Genomic DNA, 26,295 nt, shown 5'->3' with positions numbered 1-26,295 from the left:
CTGTACCCCGTCTATGCGTAATCGCCGCCCCAGAGAACATGCGCGGGCCCGCAGCAACTTCCGCCTGTCAATCTCCGGGAGTCGCTGCCGGCATGAGGATCACGCTTAGCGCCCAGATACTATTTCGGCCGTGGCCTCGCCCGTTTTCGGGTCGACCGTCACAATGCTGCGCTTATCGGGGTCACTGGCGCGGACCCTGGCGATCAGCGATGTCTGATCGCCGAAATCCACCCTTTTTTTACGGTAAAGGCTTTGCAAGCCGACTTTGCTCAACCCACTGATATCGATCAGCCATTGCAGGACTTGCTCTGGGACTTGCAGGCCCATTAACGCTTTGTGCAAGTCAGGCAACGCGACCAGCATTCCCGGATGACAACGGCGCAGGAATGCTTCCAGGGCGCGACCTGAATCCACGAACGGGGCGAACAACAGGCACACCAACTGCGCGTCATTCAGGCCGAATGCCTCCTGTGCGTGCGCCGATGCAAGTGCACGGCGTCCTTCGATGTTTTGATTGCCGTCATAGGCCGCCATGGCCTGTTCAATCAAGCGCTCGGGCATTTGCTTCTTGCACATCAACCCCTTTGCAACCTCCAGGTATTCGGCAATCCCTTCTTGGTAGCTACGACCGCGTACATAGTGAGCCTGCAAGCCACGCATATGCGCCATCAGCATTGGATTGGCGCAATCGGATTCGCTGAAGCTGAACGCAAGGTCATCGAACTGGAACCCCAGGAAATCGGTCAGCAAAGGCCAATGATCATCCGCTTTGCAACTGACCAGATCGAAGATAGTAATGAATGCAGGGACAACGGATTTATTAGGGTACGCCACGAGGCGACCCGCAGGCTCGGCGCCTTCTTCATACAGCTCGCGATAGTAAGCATGACCGACACTGTTCAGCGTCTTGAGCACACCATTGAAACTCTGATTTCTCCAGTCCGAGGCAGGGACCTCCAAGCCTTCGGCAAGGCGCATGACCCATGCCGCGTATTGCTTTTGCTCTTTGCGTGAGTCTCCGCTGACTAACGCATCGATACCCGTACCCCAACACGCCGCGCGCGCAAAAAAATCGCCCAGCCCCAAGTAACAGCTATTGCAGAACGTCGCACGAGCGTCACCCGCGGTCATATGCCCCGTCAATAACATGTCCGAGCGGTTGCACTCACGCCCCGCCGTGGAAAACGGCAAGTCCACGCGAAAGGGTCGAATCTGTTGTTGATCGACCATCAACACTTCTACGCGCGGGTCGTCATAGAGAAACAACGCCGAATAACTGCGATGGATATTACCCATCACGGCCGACGTTATACCTGCGTGGCGCAGGGTGGCGACTCGCAAGTTGAAGGTAGCTGGCGACCTGCCCGCGATACTCAATTGCGCAGCCCGCATAAAAGCAACGGTGTAGGCGCTGTCTTTACCGCCGCCGAACGCGATCATTACTTTGAAACTTCCGATGCGTTCAATTCCCCCGGCCGCCACGATCAAACGCTGGATCAGTAACTGAAGCGCTGTTCGCTCGGCGCGGGTGAAGTAACTGAGTACGCGCTGCAATACTTGTTGGTAAACATAATTCATTGCCTGCTCATGGATAGAACTCATAGCGCGGCACCTGACAGACGAATAACCACATCGGCAGCCCCTCGGAGTGGACTGATAAGCACGCCCGCCCAGCTGTCGGCCTGAGGCCGTTGATTCGATGAAGGGCTGGAAAAATATTGTTGTTCGACCATGACTCATTCCCTGAGCAATAATTACCGACGTATTATCAATGTCTCCAAGGTGTTTGCAAGGTACAGATACGCAGTAAAAAGCAGCGCAGTTCAGAGGCTGACAAACGCGACTAAATAACAAACACACGTGTTTAATACTTCAGTGATGTACCGGCAATTACCGAGCCCACTGAGTACGCGTGCATTGTAGGTCGAATCTACAGTTGCAGGATTGACGCGCGTTATTTAAACGACACTAAACGGCGTGTATATATTTTATAACGATGGGTTGTAGCGCATTAAACGTACGGCACAGTGATACAAGAAGTTACTTCGTTACCGGGTGTGCAGCAGGTACAACAAAAAAAACCCTCTTGCGTCACGGGAAGACTTCAATTTTTACCCAGTGACGCGTTCGAACGCTTAAGGGCAACCACTCTCTGAGAGGCGCCCGCACAGTGGCGTTGATAAACGTCCGTATTTAAACCTGTTCGATGTGCAGCACGGCACGACCGCCGATGGGACAACCGTCCATGTAACGATGAGCCTGAACAACCTCGGCAAAGGGAAATACCCGCGTAGGCTGCGGCAGCAAAACCCGATCAGCCGTGAGCTGGTTGATGTCACGCAACGCCCGCTGCACGGCGGCTTCGTCCTGAGTGATGCCCAGCTCCGGCTTGCCGGTGAAGTTGCCCAGGCAATGTACAAAGAACTGAATGTTTTTCTGGAACGCTGCACACGCCGGGAATGGCGTCTGATTCCCGCCCTGTAAACCGTAAAGTACCAAGCTGCCACGCGGAGCCAGAACATCGCCGAGGATCGACATCTGCGGCCCCCCCAAACCATCGAGCACCACATCGGCACCCCGGTTGTCGGTGTACTTGTTGACGGACATCAACAGGTCCTGTTCCTCCGTGACGATGACTTTGTCCGCGCCCAGCGACAGCAGGTAATCACGCTGTTCAGCAGATTTGGTCGCAGCAATGACCTTTGCACCCAGGGCTTTACCCAATTGCACGAATGCCGGACCGGCACAGTGACTGGCGTCGGTTACCAGCGCGGTCTGCCCTGGCTTGATGTGTGCCAGGTCGATGTACGCAAAGTAAGCCATCAGCAGTGGCGTGTAATGAACGCATGCTTCAATCGGGCTCAGCACATCCGGATAACGGGTCAAGGCCAGGCGTGGCAGCACAATCAATTCGCCATACACCGGGTATTCATTGGGACTGACCGCAGGAAAACTGGCGACCTTGTCACCCACGGCCAAATCATCAACCCCTTCGCCTACTGCCGACACCACACCGGCCATTTCATGACCCATGCCGGCGGGCAGCCGAGCGTGCGATGGCGCCAGATTTTGCCGCCAGAGCACGTCATACCAGCTGATACCAATCGCTTCTACGCGCACTTGCACCTCACCGGGTGCTGGCAGCGCAGCAGGGTGCTCCTCAAGCTTGAGGACCTCGGCTGGACCAAACTGATGAAAACGGATCGTGCGGGACATTTCGAACCTCGCCTTATGAACCTTTAATGCCATGAACTTTATCCGGGCTTTACCGGGAACACTATCAGTGGCTATTAATAGTCGACATGCATGTCATTGATTCTGCTGCGCCGGTGTGGCGCAAATCTGGCTGCAGAAAACAAAAAAATCAGCTTTTATGGGGGGCATTGTTCGCACCTAATCGCGACATTGCAACCCACCCGTACACGTCGACCGAACAAGTGCTTTCGCGGGGCACCCGATAATGCCCGGTGTAACGCCTTCTTGCGTCTTGCAGCCGCTTTATATCGCGATCCACTATGATTTTGATGATTAATGTACCGGCGTTGAATTTATCACTGCAGAACGCTACTGATTCCTCGTACTATTCACGTCGCGTTTGCCTATCCGAGCCACTGTGTTTGAGCGGATAGGCCGCACACCTGAGTGCTGGCATGGCCTCTCGCATCGACAAATGGCCCGAGATCATCTTTCATGAATCGCAATGACCTGCGTCGCGTTGACCTCAATCTCCTTATTGTCTTCGAGACATTGATGCATGAGCGGAGCGTTACTCGTGCGGCAGAAAAACTGTTTCTGGGCCAACCCGCGATCAGTGCGGCGCTCTCACGTCTGCGCGGGCTGTTCGATGATCCTTTGTTCGTGCGCACCGGACGCAGCATGGAACCAACTGCCCGCGCGGTGGACATTTTCGCGCTGCTCTCCCCCGCGCTCGACTCGATCTCCACGGCCGTCAGTCGTGCGGCAGAATTCGACCCTGCAACCAGCACAGCCGTATTCCGCATCGGCTTGTCCGACGACGCGGAGTTCGCACTCTTGCCTTCGTTGCTCAAGCGTCTGCGCTCCGAGGCCCCAGGCATTGTGCTGGTGGTACGACGGGTCAACTACATCCTGATGCCCGCGATGCTCGCTTCTGGCGAAATCTCCATTGGCGTCAGCTACACCATGGATCTGCCCGCCAATGCCAAACGAAAAGTGCTGCGCCTTAGCCGGGCCAAGTTGTTGCGCGCGGACACGGTACCAGGCCCACTCAGCCTGGATGACTTCTGCACACGGCCTCATGCCCTGGTCTCGTTCTCGGGTGATTTAAGCGGATTTATCGACGAGTACCTGGAAAAAATCGGGCGCAAGCGTCATGTTGTGCTGGCCGTGCCACAGTTCAATGGCTTGGCCTCGCTGCTGGCCGGTACCGATATCGTGGCGACCGTTCCGGACTATGCCGCTGATGTACTGGCCGCCGCCGGAGGCGTACGCGCTGAAGAGGTACCGATTGAAACGCGTAGCTTTGAGCTGCACATGGCGTGGCGTGGCTCCCAGGACAATGACCCAGGGGAACGATGGCTGCGTTCGCGTATTCAGATGTTCTTTGGTGACCCTGATAGCCTGAACTAGAGCCTCATCGACGGATCTATATCATTCTGAATGATACTGACCTTCAACCCATTCGATTCGTGCAATACAACCCGCCAGAACAAAATCCGCCAACTTAACAATTTGACGGATTATTCCCATGGCACAGTCATTCAAATACGTGCGCTACCCTCTTGCGGCCCTGGCCTTGGTCGTGATCAGCGCCTGTGGTCGCGATCCCGCTGCGACTGTGGCTCCGGCAGCTGCAAAAGTCACCGTGGCCAAGGTACTGGAACAGCCCGTCAATGAATGGGATGAATTCACCGGGCGCCTTGAGGCGCCGGAAACCGTTGAAATCCGCCCACGGGTTTCTGGCCAGATTGATCAAGTTGCTTTCACTGAAGGTGCGTTGGTCAAGAAAGGCGACCTGCTATTCCAGATCGATCCTCGTCCTTTCCAGGCTGAAGTTCGTCGCCTCGAAGCCCAACTGCAACAAGCTCGCGCCAATTTGACACGCAGTGGCAATGAAGCCCAGCGTGGCCAACGCCTGCTGACCAGCAATGCTATTTCCGCCGAACTCGCCGACTCGCGCAACAGCGCCGCCCAAGAAGCGAAAGCCGGCGCCGATGCCATCCAGGCGCAACTCGATCTGGCTCGGTTGAACCTGAGCTTTACCCGCGTAACTTCGCCGATCAGTGGCCGCGTCAGCCGCGCCGAAATCACCGCTGGCAACATTGTGACTGCGGATGTCACGCCGCTGACAAGCGTGGTGTCCACCGATAAGGTTTACGCGTATTTCGATGCCGATGAGCGGGTTTATCTGAAATACACCGAGCTTGCTCGCAAAGGCCAGCGCGGCCAAAGCACGCCGGTATTCCTCGGTCTGTCGAACGAAAGCGACAACCCGCATCAGGGCCAGATGAATTTCGTCGACAATCAGGTCAACCCGAAAACCGGGACCATCCGAGGCCGTGCGGTTTTCGATAACACCGACGGCCAATTCACTCCGGGCTTGTACGCCCGTCTCAAGCTGGTAGGCAGCGGTACTTACTCTGCCGTGCTAATCAATGACGAAGCAGTCGGCACTGATCTTGGCAAGAAATTCGTGCTGGTCATGGGCGCCGACAATAAACCGGCCTACCGCAGCGTGGAACTCGGTCCGAAACTCGAAGGTTTACGCATTGTGCGCAGCGGCCTGAGCAAAGACGACACCATCGTGGTCAAGGGCCTGCAACGGGTTCGCCCGGGGCAAGCGGTAGACCCTGAAACAGCCATGATGGCCAGCGCCGAAACCCTAGCCGCCCTGCACAAGCAACGTCAAGCACTCGAAGCCAGCAACCTGAAGCCCGTCGAGCCCAAGCTTGCGGCCAAACTTGCCAGCACTGCTTCGCCGCGCGGTTAAGGGATAACCATAATGAACTTCTCTCAATTCTTTATTACGCGGCCGATCTTTGCAGCGGTGTTATCACTGCTGATCCTGATCGCAGGCGCGATTTCACTGTTCCAGCTGCCGATCAGTGAATACCCGGAAGTCGTGCCCCCCACCGTCGTGGTGCGTGCAAACTTCCCGGGTGCCAACCCTAAGGTCATCGGTGAAACCGTGGCTGCACCGCTGGAACAGGCGATCACCGGCGTCGAGAACATGCTTTACATGTCCTCGCAGTCCACCGCTGACGGCAAAATCACCCTGACCATCACCTTCGCCCTGGGTACTGACCTGGACAACGCTCAGGTGCAGGTGCAAAACCGTGTGACCCGGACCACCCCCAAACTGCCCGAAGAAGTGACGCGCATTGGTATCACCGTGGACAAGGCATCCCCCGACCTGACCATGGTCGTGCACTTGACCTCGCCGGACAAACGCTACGACATGCTCTACCTGTCCAACTATGCCTTGCTCAATATCAAGGATGAATTGGCGCGTCTGGGCGGTGTCGGTGATGTCCAACTGTTTGGTATGGGCGACTATTCGCTACGTGTCTGGCTTGATCCGAACAAGGTCGCTTCACGCAACCTGACCGCGACCGACGTCGTGGCTGCGATACGTGAACAGAACCGTCAGGTCGCTGCCGGGTCCCTTGGTTCGCCACCTGCGCCGGGTGCCACCAGCTTCCAGATGTCGGTGAATACTCAGGGTCGCCTGGTCAGTGAGGAAGAGTTCGAAAACATCATTATCCGCTCCGGCGCCGGAGGGGAAATCACTCGCCTCAAGGACATTGCGCGGATCGAGCTTGGCTCCAGCCAGTATGCATTACGTTCTCTGCTGAATAACCAGCCTGCGGTGGCTATCCCGATCTTCCAGCGCCCCGGCTCCAATGCCATCGATATCTCCAACGAAGTTCGCGCCAAAATGGCCGAACTGAAGAAGAACTTCCCGGAAGGCATGGACTTCTCGATTGTCTATGACCCGACGATCTTCGTCCGCGGCTCCATCGAAGCAGTGGTCCACACGCTGTTCGAAGCACTGATCCTGGTCGTGCTCGTGGTGATCCTGTTCCTGCAGACCTGGCGCGCCTCGATCATTCCATTGGTGGCTGTTCCGGTCTCACTGATCGGCACCTTTGCCGTGATGCACATGTTCGGTTTCTCGCTCAATGCGCTGTCGCTGTTCGGATTGGTACTGGCCATTGGTATCGTGGTAGACGATGCCATCGTCGTGGTGGAGAACGTCGAACGTAATATCGAGCTGGGACTGACGCCGGTCGAAGCGACCAAACGCGCCATGCGTGAAGTCACCGGACCGATCATCGCCACCGCGCTGGTGTTGTGCGCAGTGTTCATCCCGGCGGGATTCATCTCCGGGTTGACCGGGCAGTTCTATAAACAGTTCGCCCTGACGATTGCGATCTCTACAGTGATCTCCGCGTTCAACTCCTTGACCTTGTCGCCAGCCCTGGCCGCCGTGTTACTTAGAAGCCACGATGCGCCGAAGGATGCCTTTTCCAGATTTCTCGATAAATTGTTCGGTGTCTGGTTGTTCCGGCCGTTCAACAGATTCTTCGACAAAGCCAGCCGTGGCTATGTAGGAACCGTAGGCCGGGTTATCCGTGGCAGCGGCATCGCCTTGTTTGTCTACGCGGGTTTGATCGTGATGACCTGGTTCGGCTTCGCCAACACGCCGACCGGTTTCGTGCCTGCACAAGACAAACAGTATCTGGTGGCCTTTGCTCAACTGCCGGATGCGTCAAGCCTGGACCGTACCGAAGATGTGATCAAACGCATGTCTGACATCGCGCTCAAACAGCCTGGTGTAGAAAGTGCGGTCGCCTTCCCTGGCCTGTCGATCAACGGCTTCACCAACAGCCCTAACGCGGGCATCGTCTTCGTGACCTTGAAGCCATTCGACGAGCGCAAGGACAAGAGCGAATCGGCGGGCGCGATTGCCGGTGCCTTGAACGGTAAGTTCGGTGTGATCCAGGAAGCCTACATGGCGATCTTCCCGCCACCACCGGTGCAGGGACTCGGCACTATTGGCGGCTTCCGCTTGCAAATCGAAGACCGTGGCAACCTGGGTTACGAAGAGCTGTACAAAGAAACCCAGAACGTCATCAACAAGAGCCATGGCGTGCCTGAACTGGCCGGGTTATTCACCAGCTACACGGTCAACGTGCCACAGGTCGATGCCGCTATCGACCGTGAAAAGGCTAAAACCCACGGTGTAGCTATCTCGGACATCTTCGACACCCTGCAAGTCTATCTGGGTTCGTTGTATGCCAACGACTTCAACCGTTTTGGCCGTACCTATCAAGTCAACGTTCAGGCTGAACAACAATTCCGTCTGGAGGCTGAGCAGATCGGTCAACTGAAAGTGCGCAACAACGTGGGCGAAATGATCCCCCTGGCGACGTTCATCAAGGTCAGCGATACCTCAGGGCCTGATCGCGTCATGCACTATAACGGCTTCATCACGGCTGAAATCAACGGTGCAGCCGCGCCCGGCTACAGCTCCGGGCAAGCGCAGAGCGCCGTTGAAAAACTGCTCAAGGAAGAACTGCCCAACGGCATGACCTACGAGTGGACTGACCTGACGTATCAGCAGATTTTGTCCGGCAACACTGCACTGCTGGTGTTTCCGCTCTGTGTGCTGCTGGCGTTCCTGGTGTTGGCCGCGCTGTATGAAAGCTGGAGCCTGCCTCTGGCGGTGATTCTGATCGTACCGATGACGCTGCTGTCAGCCATCGTCGGGGTGATCATTGCCGGTAGCGACAACAACATTTTCACCCAGATTGGCTTGATCGTATTGGTGGGCCTGGCGTGTAAGAACGCGATCCTGATCGTCGAGTTTGCCAAAGACAAACAAGATGAAGGTATGACCCCGCTGGCTGCGGTACTCGAAGCGTGCCGTCTGCGTCTGCGTCCAATCCTGATGACCTCCTTCGCGTTCATCATGGGTGTTGTGCCTCTGGTCTTGTCCAGCGGTGCCGGTGCAGAGATGCGTCATGCCATGGGCGTGGCGGTGTTCTCCGGGATGCTCGGGGTGACCTTCTTCGGCCTGCTGCTGACACCGGTGTTCTACGTATTGATCCGTAACTATGTGGGACGCAAGCAGGCTCGCAACGCTGACAAGGCCCTGACGCTGGAGGCGCAACAATGAGCGTAAAACTCTTTCTCCCGAGCCTTCTGGTCCTTGCCCTCGCGGCCTGCGCCGTCGGCCCGGACTATAAAACCCCGGACACCGCACCGGCCAAGGTCGAATCAGCGGCACAAGGTCACTACGACCGCAGTCACCTTGAAACCGTCTGGTGGCAGCAGTTCGATGACCCTATTCTCAACCAGCTAGTGGCTCAGTCATTGACCGGCAACCGTGAATTGCGCGTCGCCTTTGCCCGTTTGCGCGCAGCCCGTGCGATTCGCGACGACATCAGCAACGATGCCATGCCGGTGATCACCAGCCGCGTCAGCAGCGATCTGGGCAAAGGTCAGCAACCGGGGACCACGACCCAACGAGTCAACACCGAGCGCTATGACCTGGGACTGGACATGGCCTGGGAGCTCGACCTGTTCGGACGGATCCAGCGTGAACTGGAAGCCAGCACCGCCGATCAGGAGGTGGCCGAAGCCAATCTTTACCAACTTCAGGTCACCATGACTGCCGAGTTGGTCGATGCTTACGGGCAACTGCGCGGCGCACAACTGCGCGAAGGCATTGCTCGGGCCAACCTGAAGAACCAAGAGGACTCGCGCACCATTACCGTGAACCTGCGTGAAGCCGGTGTGGGCAATGAGCTCGACGTAGTGCGGTCCGATGCACGACTGGCGGCCGTCGAGGCCACTGTGCCGCAACTGCAAGCAGAACAAGTGCGCCAGCGCAATCGCATCGCCACGCTGTTGGGCGAGCGTCCAGAGGCCCTGACCATCGACCTGAGCCCGGCTAAATTGCCGGCCATCGCCAAAGCCTTGCCCATCGGCGATCCGACTGAGCTGCTGCGCCATCGTCCCGACGTGCGCAGTGCCGAGCGCCAACTGGCGGCTGCGACGGCGCGCATCGGTGTCGCGACTGCAGACCTGTTCCCACGCGTCAGCCTCAGTGGGTTCCTGGGCTTCACCGCCGCACGCGGTTCGCAACTCGGCTCATCAGCCGCGCAAGCCTGGGCGCTTGGCCCAAGCATTACCTGGGCCGCGTTTGACCTCGGCAGCGTGCGTGCACGGATTCGTGGCGCCGATGCTCAAGCCGACGGCGCGTTGGCCACCTATGAACAGCAGGTGCTGCTGGCCCTGGAAGAGTCGGAAAATGCCTTCAGTGACTATGGTAAGCGGCAACAACGGCTGATCTCGCTGTTGCGTCAAAGCGAAGCGAGTCGTTCCGCTGCTGACTTGGCGTCTATTCAGTACCGCGAAGGCACAGTGGACTTCCTTGTGCTACTCGACGCCGAGCGTGAGCGATTGGCCGCCGAAGATTCTCAGGCTCAGGCCGAGGTCGAGATGTATCGGGGAATTGTTGCCATTTACAAGGCGTTGGGTGGTGGCTGGCAGCCACAGGCCTGATACCCGTAACTCCTCTAGTGATGGACTTCATCGGTTAACCTTTCAGCCTCGCCTCCTTACGGTCGCGGGGCTTTTTGTGCTCCCTCCGAACACGCTGTCGGGGATGTCGGGATGATTGTCATTTGACAGCTGACAGTCACTCCGTGAAGCTGCAAGCCGTCATGGTCTGGATACAGGTATGCCAAAACCGCCTTTTAAAGGTTCCTCCACTGAGCCAAAAACCGGCCGTCAGTGGCGCCTCGGTTACACGATCACGCTATCAATCATAGTTTTTGGCGCGGGTTTCCTGTTGTTTCGCAGCCCTCCTTCCACTCCGCCGACCTTTGCTACCCCGCACGGTTACTCCCAAGCCCTGGAACAAGCGCACAACGGTAAGCCAGGAGCCGCTCGGGTACTTTATCAACAGTTGTCACGTACCGACCTGTCTGACATCCGCCGCGTCAACTTGCTGGTAGAGTTGCCTAACTACCCGAGCCCACAGGCATTGAAACTGGCAAATGGTGATTTACACCACAGCGCGCTAACGGTCCGACAGGCGGCGATTGATGCCATCGTCAAGCTGGTTTCCGGCAGTCAGCGCAGTGTGTTGCTGGGGCCTCTGCTCGATGAAACCGACCAGGCCACACGCTTCAGTGCGGCGAAAGCCCTGCTGGGACTGACACCCGACGAGTTGGGACTGTACTTTGGCCCGTTGGAGCAGGTCGTTGAAGAGTATGAGCACATCCTCGCTGACCAGCCGCCGACCAGTCAGAGCCAACTGCAACTGGCCACCCTTTATCTGCACAGCGGTGATCAGATTCCGGCCATGAAGGCGCTGGAACAGTCGATCGTGCTGGACCCGAATAACCTGCAAGCCGGACTGGCCCAGATTGCCGCATTCGATAAGCAGGGCCAGGTTGACAAGGCTCGGCAGCTGCTGGGTCAACAGCTAGAGCGCAACCCCAAATCCGCGACGCTGCAACACGTATTGGGTATATGGCTGCTGCACCACGGGCAAAGCGAATACGCCCTGCTTGCGTTGGCAAAAGCGCTGGAGCTTGAGCCGGAAAATAATGGCTACCGCTATGACCTGGCCGTTGCCTTGCACGACCTCGATCAACTGGAGGCGGCACAGAAGCAGCTCGAAGAAATCGTCCAGCGTCACCCCGCCAATCGTGCAGCACGGGTCCTGCTGATTCGTTACTGGCAAGAAAGTGGGCAACTACAAAAGGTTCAGGTATTGCTTGCAGAACTGGAGCAGCAGAACCCGGATGACCCTGCGCTTCAACAGGGCCTCTAGTGCTCTGATATACGCGCCGGAAGCCAATGTTCCTGGTTTTCCGACGCGCGGCTAATATCGGAAATTACTTACACGGTCCTTCATCTGATACCACAAAGAATTAGGGCGTCGGCAAAGTGAAATTCCGCGCTCACTATAATCATTTGCATAAAGACTATTTTCTAACTCGAAAAAAAAGTGCATTATTTACCCGCAACGGGTTATCAACTACCCTTTTTCACTTGGGCGCGACTGACCGCAAGCCGTTAGTTTCTTCACAGAAGGAACTCGCTCAGGGGTTGTGGTAGAGAATTGAACGAAAGCGTCGGCCAGAAGCTCTTGCTTATAGCTTTGTCGGGCTGGGAACAGCCAACTACACTGTCGGAGTAACATATTTGTCTAGACTCGCCGAGTTTCGCGCAGCAGAAAAAGCCCTTCAAGAACAGCTGGCACAGCTGGAGTCCTTGAAGAATGACGCTGGACTAAAGAAGGAGATCGAATTCGAACAGAAGCTTCAGGGCTTGATGAGCAGCTACGGCAAGAGCCTGCGCGACATCGTCGCCATCCTCGACCCCAACAGCTCGTCGTCTCAGGTCGCGCCTACAGGTCCAAAACGCCGCAGGGCACGTGTCGTGAAGGTTTATCAGAACCCGCACACAGGTGAGTTGATTGAAACAAAAGGTGGTAATCACCGTGGTCTGAAAGCCTGGAAAGAGCAATACGGTGTCGATACCGTAGATTCATGGCTTCGCACTTGATCCAAATCATCGAACTTAAAAAGCCCTGCCGTGCAGGGCTTTTTATTGCCTGTCAACTTCACCGCTATGGCAATGAGTCACTGGTTCAGCTTTCCGACAGGAAAATAGTCACGAAGAGTGTCGCTAGTAGTTCAATCAGGTACATATTCATACAGATGCCTATTCATACAGGTATTTCAGACTTTTCCTTCAGGTCTCGACTTGACTGTTCTCTTTCGTCGCAGAAGTCGGCAATGTAACAAAATAATAACAGACAGTTTACTTGAAGAGAGTTCATGTAGTGGCCATTCGATACTGCATCTGCGCGCATCTAATAATGGTCAGCCCTGCGATGCACCGAGAAGCTCAACCCCGATTGTGGGAGTCGCACCCGCCCGGCACCATCGCGCTCACTAGTCGGGCTGACTTTTCACTTCACACATTTTTCACATCGATTCTTACAGGATGAGCACTGCTAAAGGATTAGCGCCCCAATACCCGCTTCGGCGGGTTTCTTTTTGTCTGTTATTTGGCGCCAGCGATGGCTCGCGCCTTTACGTTTACGGCGCAACCACCAAGTGCAGGCTGTCCCTAATGCGTTGCACCTCCTCCTTGCTCGCGACGTAGCCATCGGCAGAGCCCGCGTAGGAAAGTGACCAGGCCATGTCGTGGCTTGCGGCCGCGACCAGGGTCTGAGTCATGACGTGCCCGCCGTTCTGAGTGATGGTGCAGGTGGTTTCCAGCGCCGGAAGATCACTCAGGGTGCTTTTATGGATCTTGCTGCAAACGCTCTGAAATCCACCACGGGCAAAGTCGATCTGGACTGATTTGCGCATTTCCAGCAATACGCTCTGCACGTTGACATCATGCCCCGGCTGAAGCCGCGATTGAGTCAACTCCATGACCATGATCGGGTCGCCATTCTGATCATTCTTCACTGCGCGTTGTCTCATCTGCACTGACGGCTGAGCTGCCGCATCAGCGACTGGGGGCAAAGGCTCTACTTCCCAACCGCTCGGCCAGGTGATCATCACATCGGCCGCATGCACACCGCTCAGACCGAGCAGCAGGCACAGGCTTATCAAGGATGATCTGCGTTGCAGGTAAATCATGATCGGTACTACCAGGACAATGAGCCGGAAAGTTTGAGCCTGTCACCGCCAACGGACAAGGCTTTGCCGTCTTTTTATCACCGCCCGGGTTTGGCACCGACTGCCCTGCCCCGTATCATTTGGCGATTACAGATTTTTTAACGGGAGATACCCATGAGCTTGCACGAACTGAACACCTTTGCCGGCGTCACCGCCACCCCGGATGTCGCGACACTGGGCTTTGTGTTCAACCACACCATGCTGCGGGTCAAGGACATTACGGCTTCCCTGGATTTCTACACCCGCGTATTAGGCTTCAGCCTGGTTGAAAAACGTGATTTCCCTGAAGCCGAATTCAGCCTGTATTTCCTTGCGCTGGTGGATAAAGCCCAGATCCCTGCAGGTGAAGCCGCTCGCAACCAGTGGATGAAATCCATTCCCGGGATTCTGGAGCTGACTCACAACCACGGTACCGAGAACGACACGGCCTTCACCTACCACAACGGCAACACCGACCCGCGCGGTTTCGGCCATATCTGCCTCTCAGTCCCGGATGTTCACGTGGCGTGCGTACGCTTCGAAAGCCTGGGCGTCCCGTTTCAGAAGCGCCTGGCCGATGGCCGCATGAACAGCCTGGCCTTCATCAAAGACCCGGATGGCTATTGGGTCGAAATCATTCAGCCGACGCCGCTCTGACCTCTAAGTACGATTGTTATCAAAAAGCCCCCTGCATGCAGGAGGCTCCTTAATCGCAAGCGCCTGAATCACTCCGGTGCAGAAGTACGGATCAAGTGATCGAACGCACTCAACGATGCTTTGGCACCTTCGCCCAGCGCGATGATGATCTGCTTGTAGGGCGCGGTGGTGACGTCACCGGCGGCGAAAATCCCGGGAATAGAGGTTTCGCCACGTGAATCAACAACGATCTCGCCGCGCGGTGACAACTCGAGGGTGCCTTTGAGCCAGTCAGTGTTAGGCAGCAAGCCGATCTGGACGAAGATCCCTTCTAGCTCGATGGTCAATGTTTCGCCGGATTGGCGATTTTTGTAGAGCAAGCCGTTGACCTTTTGGCCGTCGCCCGTCACTTCCGTGGTCTGCGCGCTGGTGATCACCGTGACGTTCGGCAGGCTGTTGAGCTTGCGCTGCAACACTGCGTCGGCGCGCAGCTGGACATCAAACTCCAGCAAGGTGACATGACTGACGACACCCGCCAGGTCGATAGCTGCTTCTACACCCGAGTTGCCACCACCAATCACGGCGACACGTTTACCCTTGAACAGCGGGCCATCGCAGTGTGGGCAGTACGCCACGCCACGGTTGCGGTATTGCTGCTCGCCGGGGACGTTCATTTCGCGCCACCTTGCGCCAGTCGCGAGAATAACGGTCCTGGATTTGAGCGAGGCGCCGCTGGCGAACTTCACTTCGTGCAACGCTCCGGCCTTGCCCGGAATCAGCTGATCCGCGCGCTGCAGGTTCATAATGTCGACGTCGTATTGCTTGACGTGCTCTTCCAGCGCAACGGCCAGTTTAGGGCCCTCGGTGTGCTGAACAGAGATGAAGTTCTCGATGGCCATGGTATCAAGCACCTGACCGCCAAAACGCTCAGCCGCAACACCGGTACGAATGCCTTTGCGTGCCGCGTAGACCGCAGCCGCCGCACCGGCAGGGCCACCACCGACTATCAGCACATCAAAGGCGTCTTTGGCATTGAGCTTTTCAGCTTGCCTATCACCTGCGCTTGTGTCGATCTTGGCCAGAATTTCCTCCAGCCCCATGCGACCCTGACCAAACAATTCACCGTTCAGGTAAACGCTCGGCACGGACATGATCTGCCGGTCAGTGACTTCAGCCTGGAACAATGCACCGTCGATGGCGACGTGACGGATGCCAGGGTTGAGTACGGCCATCAAGTTCAAGGCTTGAACGACGTCCGGGCAGTTCTGGCAAGACTGGGAAAAATAGGTTTCAAAATTGAATTCGCCCTTGAGCGAGCGAATCTGTTCGATAACGTCTGCGCTGGCTTTGGACGGATGGCCGCCAACTTGCAACAGCGCCAACACCAGCGAGGTGAATTCGTGGCCCATTGGGATGCCGGCAAAGCGCAGGCTGATATCGGCTCCCGGGCGGTTCAACGAGAACGACGGCGTGCGCGCATCAGTCCCGCTGTCGAGCAAGGTGATGTGCGGCGTCAGACTGACGACGTCTTTGAGCAGCGCGAGCATTTCTTCGGATTTCGCGCCGTCATCAAGGGATGCAACGATCTCGAACGGCAGGGTAACCCGCTCCAGGTATGACTTCAGCTGGGCTTTAAGAGTGGCGTCCAACATGAGGGCGACTTCCTTTTTTTGTACGCTAGAAAAAACAACGCCCAGGCGATGGTCGCCCGGGCGTTTTTGGGGGCGATGCGGATTACGTGCTTAAGAGCTCATGGCCCCCAGCCGATGCATGTCGACTTAGATCTTGCCGACCAGATCAAGAGACGGGGCCAGAGTGGCTTCGCCTTCTTTCCATTTGGCAGGGCAAACTTCGCCTGGGTGAGCAGCAACGTACTGAGCAGCTTTGACCTTGCGCAGCAGCTCGGAAGCATCACGGCCTACGCCACCATCGTTGAGTTCAACGATTTTGATCTGACCTTCAGGGTTGATCACGAAGGTGCCACGGTCAGCCAGACCTGCTTCTTCGATCAGCACATCAAAGTTACGCGAGATCACGTGAGTCGGGTCGCCGATCAATGGGAACTGGACTTTGCTGATCACCTCGGACGTGTCGTGCCAAGCTTTGTGAGCGAAATGGGTGTCAGTCGACACGCCGTAGATTTCAACGCCCAGTTTCTTGAACTCAGCATAGTTATCAGCCAGATCGCCCAGTTCGGTAGGGCAAACGAAGGTGAAGTCAGCTGGGTAGAAGAATACGACAGACCATTTGCCTTTCAGGTCGGCTTCAGAGACGTCGACGAATGCGTTGTTGGCGAACGCAGTGGCTTTGAATGGCTTGACTTGGCTGTTGATGATAGGCATCGATGAATCTCCTGGTGGTTGGAAAAATCTATGAGACGGATCTTACGCACAACCGGCTGCATGGGCTCATTGGCAAACCTCATGCCGCTGATTGGTTTTCACTATAAGAGATGTTTATTAATAGAAGAAATCACTGGAGCCTCTGCGCCGCCACTCATTGACATGAATGGCGTGGCTTCGATGTAGCGCAAAGCCGACTTCATGTCTTTCCAGCCGACATAGCTCATCAGCGACTTCAGGTCCCAACCGCTGCGGTGCGCCCACGTGGCAAAACCCCGGCGTAATGAGTGACTGGTGTACTGCTCGGCGGGAATGCCCGCACGCTCCAACGCCTGACGCAGCAACGGAATGATGCTGTTGGCGTGCAAGCCCTCTTCGCCCAGATTGCCCCAGCGATCAATGGCTCTGAATACCGGGCCGCGCACCAGAGCTGCGCAATTGATCCACTCGATGTAGGCCTGTACCGGGCATAAACGCTGAAGTGCCGGAGTCTGGTAGGTTTTGCCCAGATTGTCCCGATCACTTTTGCTGCGTGGCAGGTACAGACTGATCCCCGAGCCCGCGACGGCTTGAACATGTTCGATGTCCAGGCGACACAGTTCGTCGCTGCGAAAACCTCGCCAGAATCCCAGCAGGATCAGCGCCGCATCGCGACGACAACGCAAAAGCTCAGGCTGATTGTTATCGGCCAGCGCCTGTACGGCTTCTTGATCGAGCCACGCCACCACGTGTTCCAGCTGTTGCAGTTGCAGTGGCTCAGCCTGTTTCTCCTGAGCGGGATGCAGGGCGCGAATACCCTTGAACACCTTTCGTACGACGGGCGCTTTGGTCGGGTCTACAAATCCTTGGCTGTTGTGCCATTGCGCCAATGCAGACAAACGCAACTTCAGCGTGTTGATCGACAGCACGCCGGCATACGCCACCAGGTAGCGCGCCACGCTGTCGCTGGTCGCGGGCAGAAACCCGCCCCACGTCACTTCGAAATGCTCGATGGCCGCCCGGTAGCTGCGCCGCGTGTTGTCACGGATCGCAGCTGATAAGTAGCGATCGAGATTATTCATGGTTGGAGATTCCGTTTGTGTACTGAAAAGCGCGGTTGAAACGCGTTTTTTGCGGATCGGATTGGATAATACCTTAATATCCCATGTGTATTTTTATAAATACAGCAGCATAATTCACATTAATATAGTATGTAATTACAGAGTACATACCACAGTACGAAATCGTAGGAGTTCGACATGGCACGCGGCGGTGTAAACAAGGCAGTCGTTCAAATGGCACGCACCGCGCTGCTTGCCCGCGGCGAGCACCCGAGCATCGACGCAGTACGTATCGAAATGGGTAACACCGGCTCGAAGACGACCATTCACCGTTATTTGAAGGAATTGGACGAAACTGATGCCCGCAGCAATGCGCCACAGGCCGAGATCGGGGACGAGTTGACTGAGCTGGTGAGTCGACTGGCGCAGCGATTACAGGAACAGGCGCAAGCGCTTGTCGACCAGGCGCAAAACGCCTTTACAGCTAAACAGGATGAACTGCGACAGGAATTGATGGCAGCACAGCACCAGCTGAGCGAGCTACAAATCCAGTTCACCGCCCAAAGCGATGATCTTCGCGTACAAAACGCAGCGCTGGACGCCACTCGCCAGTTGCTGCATACCGAGCAAACAACTACCGCCCGCCTCTTTCAAGCCCATCAGGATCTTGAGCTTCGCGTGCAGGACAAGGAGGGACAAATACGGTCGCTGGAGGAAAAACACCTGCATGCGCGTGACGCTCTTGAGCACTATCGCAACTCAGTCAAGGAACAGCGTGAGCAGGAACAGCGTCGTCACGAGGGGCAGTTGCAACAGGTGCAGATGGAGCTGCGTCAGGCACAACAAAGCGCGATGATGCGCCAGGATGAGATCACCCAACTGAACCGTGACAATGAGCGCTTGCTGGCCGAAACCCGCAGCACCCTGCGCGAGCTGAGCGCGCGGCAAGAGCAATTGAATAAGGCGACGAACCAATCGGCACGTCTGAGCGAGCAGTACCAACACACGCACACTCAATGCGCATTACTGCAAGAACGCCTGAGTGCAGCACAGAGCGAAAGTGATCTGCTAAAACAGGTTCTGACCGAGCAACAACAGTCAAACCAAACACTTCAGCTCGAGTTGATCAAGGCTGAGTTAGCCCTGGAAAACCTGCGCACATCTCATTCAGCTATCAACGAAGTGTCCGAAACACCAACACCGCAACTGTAATCAACACTCAGGCCCTCGCGCTCAAGGTCGTGCGCGCTCGATCATTTTGCGCACTTTGAGTGCCAGCTCATCGATGCTGAATGGTTTGATCAACATATCCATGCCTTGATCAAGAAACCCCGCGCACATTTCAGCACTACTCGCATAACCCGTCATGAACAACACACTCAGATCAGGACGATGCTGTCGGGCAGTGTCTGCCAGTTGTTGCCCGTCAAGCCCTGGCAGCACGACATCACTGACCAGCAGATCAATACGCTCCTGGCCTTGCAACACAATGAGTGCGGCTTCACCGTCGCCAGCCTCAAGCGTCGCGTAACCTAGCTCACGCAATTCATCGACCACCAGCGTGCGCACTGCCACCTCGCCCTCGACCACCAGCACTCGCTCGCCCTTTAGCGCCCGCGGCGGGCTCGGGTTTTCGTGTTCGGCGATATGCCGCTCACCCCGCTCCAGATGGCAAGGCAAATACAAATGAATACGCGCACCCTGCCCCTCGGCGCTGTCGATGTGCACATGACCACCGGTTTGCTTGATGAACCCGTAAACCATGGACAACCCTAGCCCGGTGCCCTGCCCGATCGGCTTGGTGGTAAAAAAGGGATCGAAGGCACGACCGAGCACCTCGGCCGACATTCCGCTACCGCTGTCCTCAACGCTCAGCAGCACGTACTCACCGGGCGCCAGCGTGTCCTGCTGGATATCGATGCGCGCGACGGCTGTTCTGATCGTCAGCTGTCCACCGCCAGGCATCGCGTCGCGGGCATTGATCACCAGGTTCAACAAGGCGTTTTCCAACTGATGTTCGTCGGTGTTGGCTTGCCACAAGCGAGCCTGAAGGTCAGTGCGCAATACGATACTTTCGCCAAGCGTGCGCCGCAGCAACTCCTCCATGGAGATCACCATCCGATTCACGTCCACCGCCTTCGGGTTCAGCGACTGACGCCGGGCAAACGCCAGTAGTCGGTGCGTCAACGAGGCCGCACGGTTGGCCGAGGTCATCGCCGCATCAATATAGCGACCGATTTCCCCTACGCGCCCGGCGGCGACGCGTCGCTGAATCAACTCAAGCGCGCCAAGTACGCCCGTCAGCATGTTGTTGAAGTCGTGGGCAATACCGCCAGTCAGTTGCCCGATAGCGTCCATTTTTTGTGCATGGCGCAACGCCTCTTCAGCGTTTTCACGCTCTCTCATTTCGACTTGAAGCAATTCGTTGATCCGAAGCATTTCCAGGGTGCGCTCTGCCACCCGCCGCTCCAGACCCTCATTGAGATCACGCAGCGCTTCTTGCTGATCGTACAAAGCCCGACGCAACTCCAACTGGCTGACCACCTGTCGTGCCAAGGCGACCAGAGCGGCAAGCTTCGACTCGGAAAGATGTCGAGGCTCTACATCGTAGACACAGAGCGTACCCAGCGGCAGCCCTTCAGCGGTGAGTAGCGCGGTCCCGGCATAAAAACGCAGGTTTGGGGCATTGGCGACCAGAGGGTTATCGGCGAAACGTGGATCCACTCGCAGATCGGCGACCATCATCACGCCGGGCTGACGAATCGTCTGAACGCAAATGGAATCTGCGAAGAGCACTTCCGGCAACGCCAGCCCGGCCTGAGCCTTTGGCCACTGGCGCCCGGCATCGATCAGATTGATCTGCGCCATCGGCACCTCGCACAGTTGGGCCGCGAGACAGGCAATATCGTCGAATGCCTGCTCTGGTAACGTGTCGAGGATGTTGAAGTGAGCAAGCGCAGCTAACCGCGCCTCCTCGCTCCAGGGCACAGCGCCCCAAAGGTTGTGGCTACTCAAGAAACTGACCCACGTCCTGAAAATTTCTTCTGCATGGCTCAATCCTCATCCTGCAGCTCGAGTGATGACTGGCGATATTTAACCAGCTTAGCTGGCGACGGGCGTACGCAACGTGACAAATTCCTCGGCTGCCGTCGGGTGTACACCAATGGTTTCATCGAATATCTGTTTGGTGGCGCCGGCTTTCAACGCGATGGCCAAGCCCTGGATGATTTCGCCGGCATCTGGCCCGACCATGTGGCAACCGAGCACCTTATCCGTTTTGACGTCGACCACCAGCTTCATCAGCGTGCGCTCCTGATTGTCGGTGAGCGACAGCTTCATTGGGCGGAAACGGCTTTCAAAAATCTGAACCTCGTGCCCTGCTTTCCTGGCATCTTCCTCGCTCAGGCCCACGGTACCAATGTTCGGCAGACTGAAAACCGCCGTTGGAATATGAGTGTAGTCAACCGGACGATACTGCTCAGGCTTGAACAGGCGCCGAGCAACCGCCATGCCTTCGGCCAGCGCGACTGGCGTCAGCTGCACCCCACCGATGACGTCGCCAATCGCCAGAATCGACGGTTCGCTGCTTTGATAGCGCTCGTCGACTTCGATATAGCCAGCCTTGTCGAGCTTGATCCGGGTATTTTCCAGCCCCAGATTATCCAGCATCGGCCGCCGCCCGGTGGCGTAAAACACGCAGTCGGCGGTCAATTGACGACCGTCCTTGAGCGACAACTGCAAACTACCGTCGTCTTGTTTGTCGATTCGCGCGATATCGGAATTGAATTGCAGATCAATGCCGCGCTTGGTCAGTTCTTGCTGCAGATGCGTCCGAACGGCACCATCGAAACCGCGCAGGAATAATTCGCCGCGATACAGCTGAGTGACCTCAGCGCCAAGACCGTTGAAGATCGACGCAAACTCCACGGCGATATAGCCACCGCCAACCACTACGATACGTTTTGGCAGCTGTTTGAGGAAAAAAGCCTCCTGAGAGGTAATCGCGAGTTCGCTTCCAGGGAATTCCGGGACCTGTGGCCAGCCGCCGGTCGCGATCAAAATGTGTTCGGCGCTGTAAATCTGACCGCCGATTTCAACCTGATGCGGATCGCGCAGCTTGGCGTGCCCCTCAAGCAGAGTCACGCCACTGTTAACCAGCAGGTTGCGATAGATGTCATTAAGGCGGTGGATTTCACGGTCTTTGTTGGCAATCAAGGTCGGCCAATCGAACCTGGCCTCACCGACCGACCAGCCAAAGCCTTTGGCTTGCTCAAAATCTTCAGAATAGTGAGCGCCGTAGACCAGCAATTTTTTCGGCACACAACCCACGTTGACACAGGTACCACCCAGGTATCGGCTTTCCGCAACCGCTACGCGCGCACCAAAACCGGCGGCAAAACGTGCCGCTCGTACACCGCCGGAACCGGCACCAATCACAAAAAGGTCGAAGTCGTAGGCCATTGCTGTCTCCTTAGCAGGCCAACAGCATAACCGCTTCGGCATTGTCGGTCAGCGCTGTTGGCCAGAAACGACAAAGCCACCCGAAGGTGGCTTTGTCCTATAAGCAAGCCTGAAAGAAACTCAGATGCTTAGCTGCCCTTCTTGTAGAAGTGCTCGAAGCAGAAGTTGGTCGCTTCGATGTAGCCTTCAGCGCCACCGCAGTCAAAACGCTTGCCCTTGAACTTGTAGGCCAGCACGTTGCCTTGCTCGGCCTGTTTCATCAGGGCGTCGGTGATCTGGATTTCACCGCCTTTGCCCGGCGGAGTCTCTTCGATCAATTTGAAGATGTCAGGGGTCAGGATATAGCGGCCGATAATCGCGAGATTGGACGGTGCGTCCTCAGGAGCCGGCTTTTCTACCATGTTAGTGACGCGGTAGAGACCGTCCTTGATTTCATCACCAGCGATCACACCATACTTGTTGGTTTCCTGTGGATCGACTTCCTGAATCGCAATGATCGAGCAGCCATAGTGCTTATGCAGCTTGACCATCTGAGCCAGAACGCCCTCACCTTCAAGGTTCACACACAGGTCATCGGCCAGTACGACAGCAAACGCTTCGTTGCCGATCAAAGGGCGACCACTGAGGATTGCGTGGCCTAGGCCTTTCATTTCGGTCTGGCGCGTGTAGGAGAAGCTGCATTCGTCGATCAGGCGACGAATACCGACCAGGTATTTTTCCTTGTCGGTACCCTTGATCTGGTTTTCCAGCTCATAGCTGATGTCAAAGTGGTCTTCCAGAGCTCGTTTGCCACGACCCGTGACGATGGAGATTTCATTCAGACCTGCATCAAGTGCTTCTTCCACGCCGTATTGGATCAGTGGCTTGTTGACCACCGGCAGCATTTCCTTGGGCATGGCTTTTGTCGCTGGCAGAAAGCGAGTGCCGTAACCGGCTGCTGGGAACAAGCATTTCTTGATCATATAAGTCCCTAATAAAAAAGGCTGTGGCTGTTTGCGGCGCAGTCTAATCAGGCGGCGGCAACCTTACAATGCCCCGTCACTGGCCGTCCGCTGCTTTGGTAGAGGAATTTCAGCACATATAGTTCCGCAACATCGTAGATATTGCACGCTTCAAAGACTGTTGGTCCACGCTTCAAATCACATATATGATCGAAATCTGTCTGCCGGACGGCGCACATTCAATCACTTGAGCCAAGGCCCCTACACCTTGAACACGGTGCGCCGTGACTCGCTCAAGCGTAGTTGACCCCGCTTGGTTGTGCGGGAATAAAGTGCAGCGTGTGGACATGCGCTTTATCATGCACGGCCTGGAACATCCAAAGAGATTGATGATGTCGGAAGTGAAAAGCGTTAATGGATACCTGATCAACAAATTGCAGGACGGCCAATGGTGGGTGTCTGATGCCCTTGGCGAAGCTATTGCGGGTCCGTTCGCCTCGGAAAGCGCAGCCATCGAAGTCGCCGCAGTCCTGCAAGACCAACCCAAAGCCCCGCGCCGCCGCTCCAACCCTAAACCCTGATCGTCGATGGTCGCGATGCCGATGTGTGCGGGACGTAAATCTCGCATGATTCGCGTGCAACTATTACGCCATCAGTCGGTCGAAAAAATGGCAGACACTCCTCGATAGCGCTCATCACGAAGCATGAAACCATGAACAAACTTTTATCAGTTATCGCTGTACTGGGGCTCACCGGCTGTGCGACCGCGTCTAATACCTACTTGAACAACGGCCAGCAGGGCCTGAGCATCGACTGTTCAGGAGAAGCCATGTCTTGGAGCAGTTGCTACGAGAAAGCGGACGCCTCCTGCGCAGGCACGGGCTACAACATTGTTGCGACTAATGGGACGGCGCAACCTAAAGAAAGCGACAAAACGCTAGGCGTCGACGTAGGCAACTACAAAAGCCGCAACGTAATCGTGACCTGTAAGTAGCACTGACTTCACGTCCACCAGAAAATGCCCCGTCGACTGTTTTTTTGAACTGACAGGGCTTTTACAGGTGAATTTCCGCAAACTTGATACCCAGCCCGCGGATGGTTACCACCAACTCGTCCAACTGGTAGAAAGACTCGACTTCGTCGTCATCATCTACCAGAAAAAAGCTTGTGCCCGCGCTTGTCTTGAAAAATACGATCCACTCCCCCGCAGTGGCCGGATTCTGAATGATGTGAGTGGTCGAAATATTCCCTTCTGCATGCCGCAGCGTCACCAACTCTCGCTTCATACATCCCTCAAACAATCGAAACTCTCCACCCCGTCAGACCTGCTTCCGGCTTCAGCCGGAGATGCAATCTGTGGCGGCTTTCTGGACATCCATGGGCCGCAGCGGCATGTTCGCGATACGTTCGTAGACCTTGATTGAGCTGCCACTGGAACGGTTTTCGATCATCACCACTGCTGCGGGGTCCGAGCTGAATTTTTGCGCAATGATGACGCGCAAGCCATCATTGTTTGCCTCGATCAACGGCGGCTTGCGGCTATTGGCTAGCTTACCCACCAAGCAATCGGCATAGGCTTTCGGGCTCTTGCCGGAAATTACGCTCATGGTAGGTGGGGTATGCTCAATCTCTTCAAGAGTCGCGCAGCCGGTCATCGCGAGAGCCAAAAAAACTACTGCCAATTTCATACAATCCCTCCAGTTAGAATCCTACGACAAGCCTGAGAACGATTAGATCCGGGTTTAGGCACTTTTTATCGAGTATTAACGTAATAAAATGGGTATCGGCGATTAAATGCCTGCGCGCTCATGCTATCGTTTTGATTTTGCAGAAAAAGCCTTTTTCGGAGACACCATGAAATTTGTACACCAGCGCGAGCATCTCAACGAAGACGACATCGTCGTCATTGAGTGTTCCCAGCTCTGCAATATCCGCTTGATGAATGACGCGAATTTCCGCAGTTTCAAGAACGGCGGCCGCCACACTTACCACGGCGGTGCTTTCGACAGATTCCCGGCGAAGATTGTGGCACCCAGCACCGGTTTCTGGAACATCACCATTGATACCGCGGGGCGAAAAGTCGATACGGGCGGTGGCCGCAAGCCGTCGTTCACTCACACCATCAAGATTGTTCGTCGTTCGGCAACCCGGCTGAGCTGATAACGCTTGAATCGTGTCAGAAAAGGAATCCCTTGTGAGCACTCCCACCGCTACCACCAAATACGCTATCAGCTACAAACTCAACGGCGAACGCCGGTTTGAGTTTGCTCAGCTGCAATCAGCCTCCTCCGAGGAAGCTAAGGCGACTCTCGAAAAAATGCACAACGGCAGCGACGATAAAGTGACCGACGTCAAAGTCAGTAAGGCGCTCTGAGTCGCGCTTGAGCGACGGGCACACAGACGAATCAGCAGAGACTTCCCATGATTCGACGTGAGCGTTCGGTGCCTGCCACCCTTGACTTGTTCGCCGATGACACTCTGCCGGCGCCCTGCATTGAACACATCGGCCCGCGCTCGTTTGTCCTCAGGGGATTCGCTCTGTCGCGGGGCGAACACCTATTGCCTGCGCTGGAGCGTGTTCTCAGCGAGGCCCCTTTCAGGCATATGGTCACCCCTGGTGGTTTCACTATGTCGGCGGCCTTGAGCAATTGCGGCAGTCTCGGCTGGGTCACTGACCGCAGCGGCTACCGCTATACCCCAATCGATCCAGGCTCCGGCAACCCATGGCCAGGCTTGCCTGATGTGTTCATGCAACTGGCCCAGGCGGCGGCGAGCAAGACCGGATTTGCAGGCTTCGTGCCCGATGTCTGCCTGATCAACCGCTATGCACCTGGGGCAAAAATGTCCTTGCATCAGGACAAAAACGAACTCGACTATGAGTGGCCGGTCGTCTCGGTGTCCTTGGGCATCCCGGCCATGTTCTTGTTTGGCGGCATGGCGCGTAGCGACAAAGCCCAACGCGTCCCGCTGTTTCATGGCGACGTGGTGGTGTGGGGCGGAGAAGACCGACTGCGCTACCATGGCGTCTTGCCACTCAAACACGCTGAGCATCCGCTGCTGGGTGAACAGCGTATCAACTTTACCTTTCGCAAGGCCGGGTAAAGCGCGCCGCCCCCGAAAGACTGTAACTAAACCCCGCGCTTGATCTTGACCATCGCATACGGCACTTTGCCGGCACGTCTTACCTCAAGGACTTTCC

The 26,295-nt window shown here is 56.2% G+C and carries 23 protein-coding genes and 1 pseudogene; 13 read left to right on the top strand and 11 right to left on the bottom strand.

Annotated features, from left to right (window positions below; all coding sequences use genetic code 11):
- Positions 1-105: 105 nt before the first annotated feature.
- Positions 106-1,602, bottom strand: a complete 1,497-nt coding sequence (locus tag RHM55_RS01720) for a hypothetical protein (protein ID WP_322179228.1) — start codon at positions 1,600-1,602, stop codon at positions 106-108.
- 591 nt (positions 1,603-2,193) lie between these two features.
- Positions 2,194-3,216 carry a zinc-dependent alcohol dehydrogenase family protein gene (locus RHM55_RS01715; protein ID WP_322179227.1) on the bottom strand — a complete coding sequence of 341 codons (1,023 nt, stop codon included), beginning with the start codon at positions 3,214-3,216 and terminating at the stop codon, positions 2,194-2,196.
- 474 nt (positions 3,217-3,690) lie between these two features.
- On the opposite strand from RHM55_RS01715, the gene RHM55_RS01710 reads away from it, so the two are divergent.
- From RHM55_RS01710 to RHM55_RS01685, 6 genes are all read left to right on the top strand, one after another.
- Positions 3,691-4,608: a LysR family transcriptional regulator gene (locus RHM55_RS01710; RefSeq protein WP_322179226.1), complete on the top strand. Its 918-nt coding sequence runs from the start codon at positions 3,691-3,693 to the stop codon at positions 4,606-4,608.
- Positions 4,609-4,726: 118 nt separating this feature from the next.
- A complete protein-coding gene (gene mexE / locus RHM55_RS01705) occupies positions 4,727-5,968 on the top strand; it encodes a multidrug efflux RND transporter periplasmic adaptor subunit MexE (RefSeq protein ID WP_322179225.1) in 1,242 nt (413 codons plus the stop codon).
- Between the two features lie 12 nt (positions 5,969-5,980).
- Complete coding sequence (locus RHM55_RS01700; RefSeq protein ID WP_322179224.1) at positions 5,981-9,160, top strand: efflux RND transporter permease subunit; 3,180 nt, start codon at positions 5,981-5,983, stop codon at positions 9,158-9,160.
- Complete coding sequence (locus tag RHM55_RS01695; protein WP_322179223.1) at positions 9,157-10,551, top strand: TolC family protein; 1,395 nt, start codon at positions 9,157-9,159, stop codon at positions 10,549-10,551. Before RHM55_RS01700 ends, RHM55_RS01695 begins: the two co-directional genes overlap by 4 nt.
- A gap of 178 nt (positions 10,552-10,729) precedes the next feature.
- On the top strand, positions 10,730-11,830 hold the full coding sequence (locus RHM55_RS01690; protein WP_322179222.1) for a tetratricopeptide repeat protein: 1,101 nt from the start codon (positions 10,730-10,732) through the stop codon (positions 11,828-11,830).
- Between the two features lie 374 nt (positions 11,831-12,204).
- Positions 12,205-12,567, top strand: coding sequence for a histone-like nucleoid-structuring protein, MvaT/MvaU family (locus RHM55_RS01685; protein WP_322179221.1), 363 nt, complete (start codon positions 12,205-12,207; stop codon positions 12,565-12,567).
- A gap of 539 nt (positions 12,568-13,106) precedes the next feature.
- Here RHM55_RS01685 and RHM55_RS01680 read toward each other — a convergent pair.
- Entirely contained in the window at positions 13,107-13,658 is a 552-nt protein-coding gene (locus RHM55_RS01680; RefSeq protein ID WP_322179220.1) for a DUF4946 domain-containing protein, read from the bottom strand.
- A gap of 153 nt (positions 13,659-13,811) precedes the next feature.
- Here RHM55_RS01680 and gloA point away from each other — a divergent pair, with 153 nt between their 5' ends.
- Entirely contained in the window at positions 13,812-14,333 is a 522-nt protein-coding gene (gene gloA / locus RHM55_RS01675) for a lactoylglutathione lyase (RefSeq protein WP_322179219.1), read from the top strand.
- 68 nt (positions 14,334-14,401) lie between these two features.
- On the opposite strand, the gene ahpF is transcribed toward gloA, so the two are convergent.
- From ahpF to RHM55_RS01660, 3 genes are all read right to left on the bottom strand, one after another.
- A complete protein-coding gene (gene ahpF / locus RHM55_RS01670) occupies positions 14,402-15,964 on the bottom strand; it encodes an alkyl hydroperoxide reductase subunit F (RefSeq protein WP_322179218.1) in 1,563 nt (520 codons plus the stop codon).
- 126 nt (positions 15,965-16,090) lie between these two features.
- Positions 16,091-16,654, bottom strand: a complete 564-nt coding sequence (gene ahpC / locus RHM55_RS01665; RefSeq protein WP_219059729.1) for an alkyl hydroperoxide reductase subunit C — start codon at positions 16,652-16,654, stop codon at positions 16,091-16,093.
- 101 nt (positions 16,655-16,755) lie between these two features.
- On the bottom strand, positions 16,756-17,715 hold the full coding sequence (locus RHM55_RS01660; RefSeq protein WP_322179217.1) for a site-specific integrase: 960 nt from the start codon (positions 17,713-17,715) through the stop codon (positions 16,756-16,758).
- 177 nt (positions 17,716-17,892) lie between these two features.
- On the opposite strand from RHM55_RS01660, the gene RHM55_RS01655 reads away from it, so the two are divergent.
- Positions 17,893-18,906, top strand: coding sequence for a DNA-binding protein (locus RHM55_RS01655; protein WP_322179216.1), 1,014 nt, complete (start codon positions 17,893-17,895; stop codon positions 18,904-18,906).
- A 21-nt stretch (positions 18,907-18,927) separates the two neighbouring features.
- On the opposite strand, the pseudogene RHM55_RS01650 reads toward RHM55_RS01655, so the two are convergent.
- The 3 genes and pseudogenes from RHM55_RS01650 to galU all read right to left on the bottom strand — a co-directional run.
- Positions 18,928-20,196: pseudogene (locus RHM55_RS01650) on the bottom strand (ATP-binding protein); the annotation flags it as partial.
- A 600-nt stretch (positions 20,197-20,796) separates the two neighbouring features.
- Entirely contained in the window at positions 20,797-22,155 is a 1,359-nt protein-coding gene (gorA, locus tag RHM55_RS01645) for a glutathione-disulfide reductase (RefSeq protein ID WP_322179214.1), read from the bottom strand.
- Positions 22,156-22,283: 128 nt separating this feature from the next.
- The gene (galU, locus tag RHM55_RS01640) at positions 22,284-23,117 is read right to left on the bottom strand and encodes a UTP--glucose-1-phosphate uridylyltransferase GalU (RefSeq protein WP_219059733.1); all 834 of its coding nucleotides are present in this window, start codon (positions 23,115-23,117) and stop codon (positions 22,284-22,286) included.
- A 371-nt stretch (positions 23,118-23,488) separates the two neighbouring features.
- Between galU and RHM55_RS01635 the strand changes: the two genes are divergently transcribed.
- Complete coding sequence (locus RHM55_RS01635) at positions 23,489-23,677, top strand: hypothetical protein (protein ID WP_322179213.1); 189 nt, start codon at positions 23,489-23,491, stop codon at positions 23,675-23,677.
- A gap of 131 nt (positions 23,678-23,808) precedes the next feature.
- A complete protein-coding gene (locus RHM55_RS01630) occupies positions 23,809-24,090 on the top strand; it encodes a hypothetical protein (protein WP_322179212.1) in 282 nt (93 codons plus the stop codon).
- A gap of 61 nt (positions 24,091-24,151) precedes the next feature.
- Here the strand turns inward: RHM55_RS01630 and RHM55_RS01625 are convergent, their stop codons facing one another.
- A complete protein-coding gene (locus tag RHM55_RS01625; protein WP_322179211.1) occupies positions 24,152-24,382 on the bottom strand; it encodes a hypothetical protein in 231 nt (76 codons plus the stop codon).
- A gap of 51 nt (positions 24,383-24,433) precedes the next feature.
- Complete coding sequence (locus tag RHM55_RS01620; protein ID WP_322179210.1) at positions 24,434-24,784, bottom strand: hypothetical protein; 351 nt, start codon at positions 24,782-24,784, stop codon at positions 24,434-24,436.
- A 166-nt stretch (positions 24,785-24,950) separates the two neighbouring features.
- Between RHM55_RS01620 and RHM55_RS01615 the strand changes: the two genes are divergently transcribed.
- The 3 genes from RHM55_RS01615 to alkB are packed head-to-tail and all read left to right on the top strand — an operon-like array spanning position 24,951 to position 26,198.
- Positions 24,951-25,256, top strand: a complete 306-nt coding sequence (locus RHM55_RS01615) for a DUF1883 domain-containing protein (protein WP_322179209.1) — start codon at positions 24,951-24,953, stop codon at positions 25,254-25,256.
- A gap of 34 nt (positions 25,257-25,290) precedes the next feature.
- Positions 25,291-25,470, top strand: coding sequence for a hypothetical protein (locus RHM55_RS01610; protein ID WP_322179208.1), 180 nt, complete (start codon positions 25,291-25,293; stop codon positions 25,468-25,470).
- A gap of 47 nt (positions 25,471-25,517) precedes the next feature.
- Positions 25,518-26,198 carry a DNA oxidative demethylase AlkB gene (gene alkB, locus RHM55_RS01605; RefSeq protein ID WP_322179207.1) on the top strand — a complete coding sequence of 227 codons (681 nt, stop codon included), beginning with the start codon at positions 25,518-25,520 and terminating at the stop codon, positions 26,196-26,198.
- Positions 26,199-26,295: the final 97 nt, after the last annotated feature.

Origin of the sequence: Pseudomonas sp. MH9.2, from assembly GCF_034353875.1 — a bacterium.
In the GTDB taxonomy this organism is placed as follows: domain Bacteria; phylum Pseudomonadota; class Gammaproteobacteria; order Pseudomonadales; family Pseudomonadaceae; genus Aquipseudomonas.
Note: the sequence above shows the minus strand (reverse complement) of the source record. Positions and strands in the feature narration are given on the sequence as shown.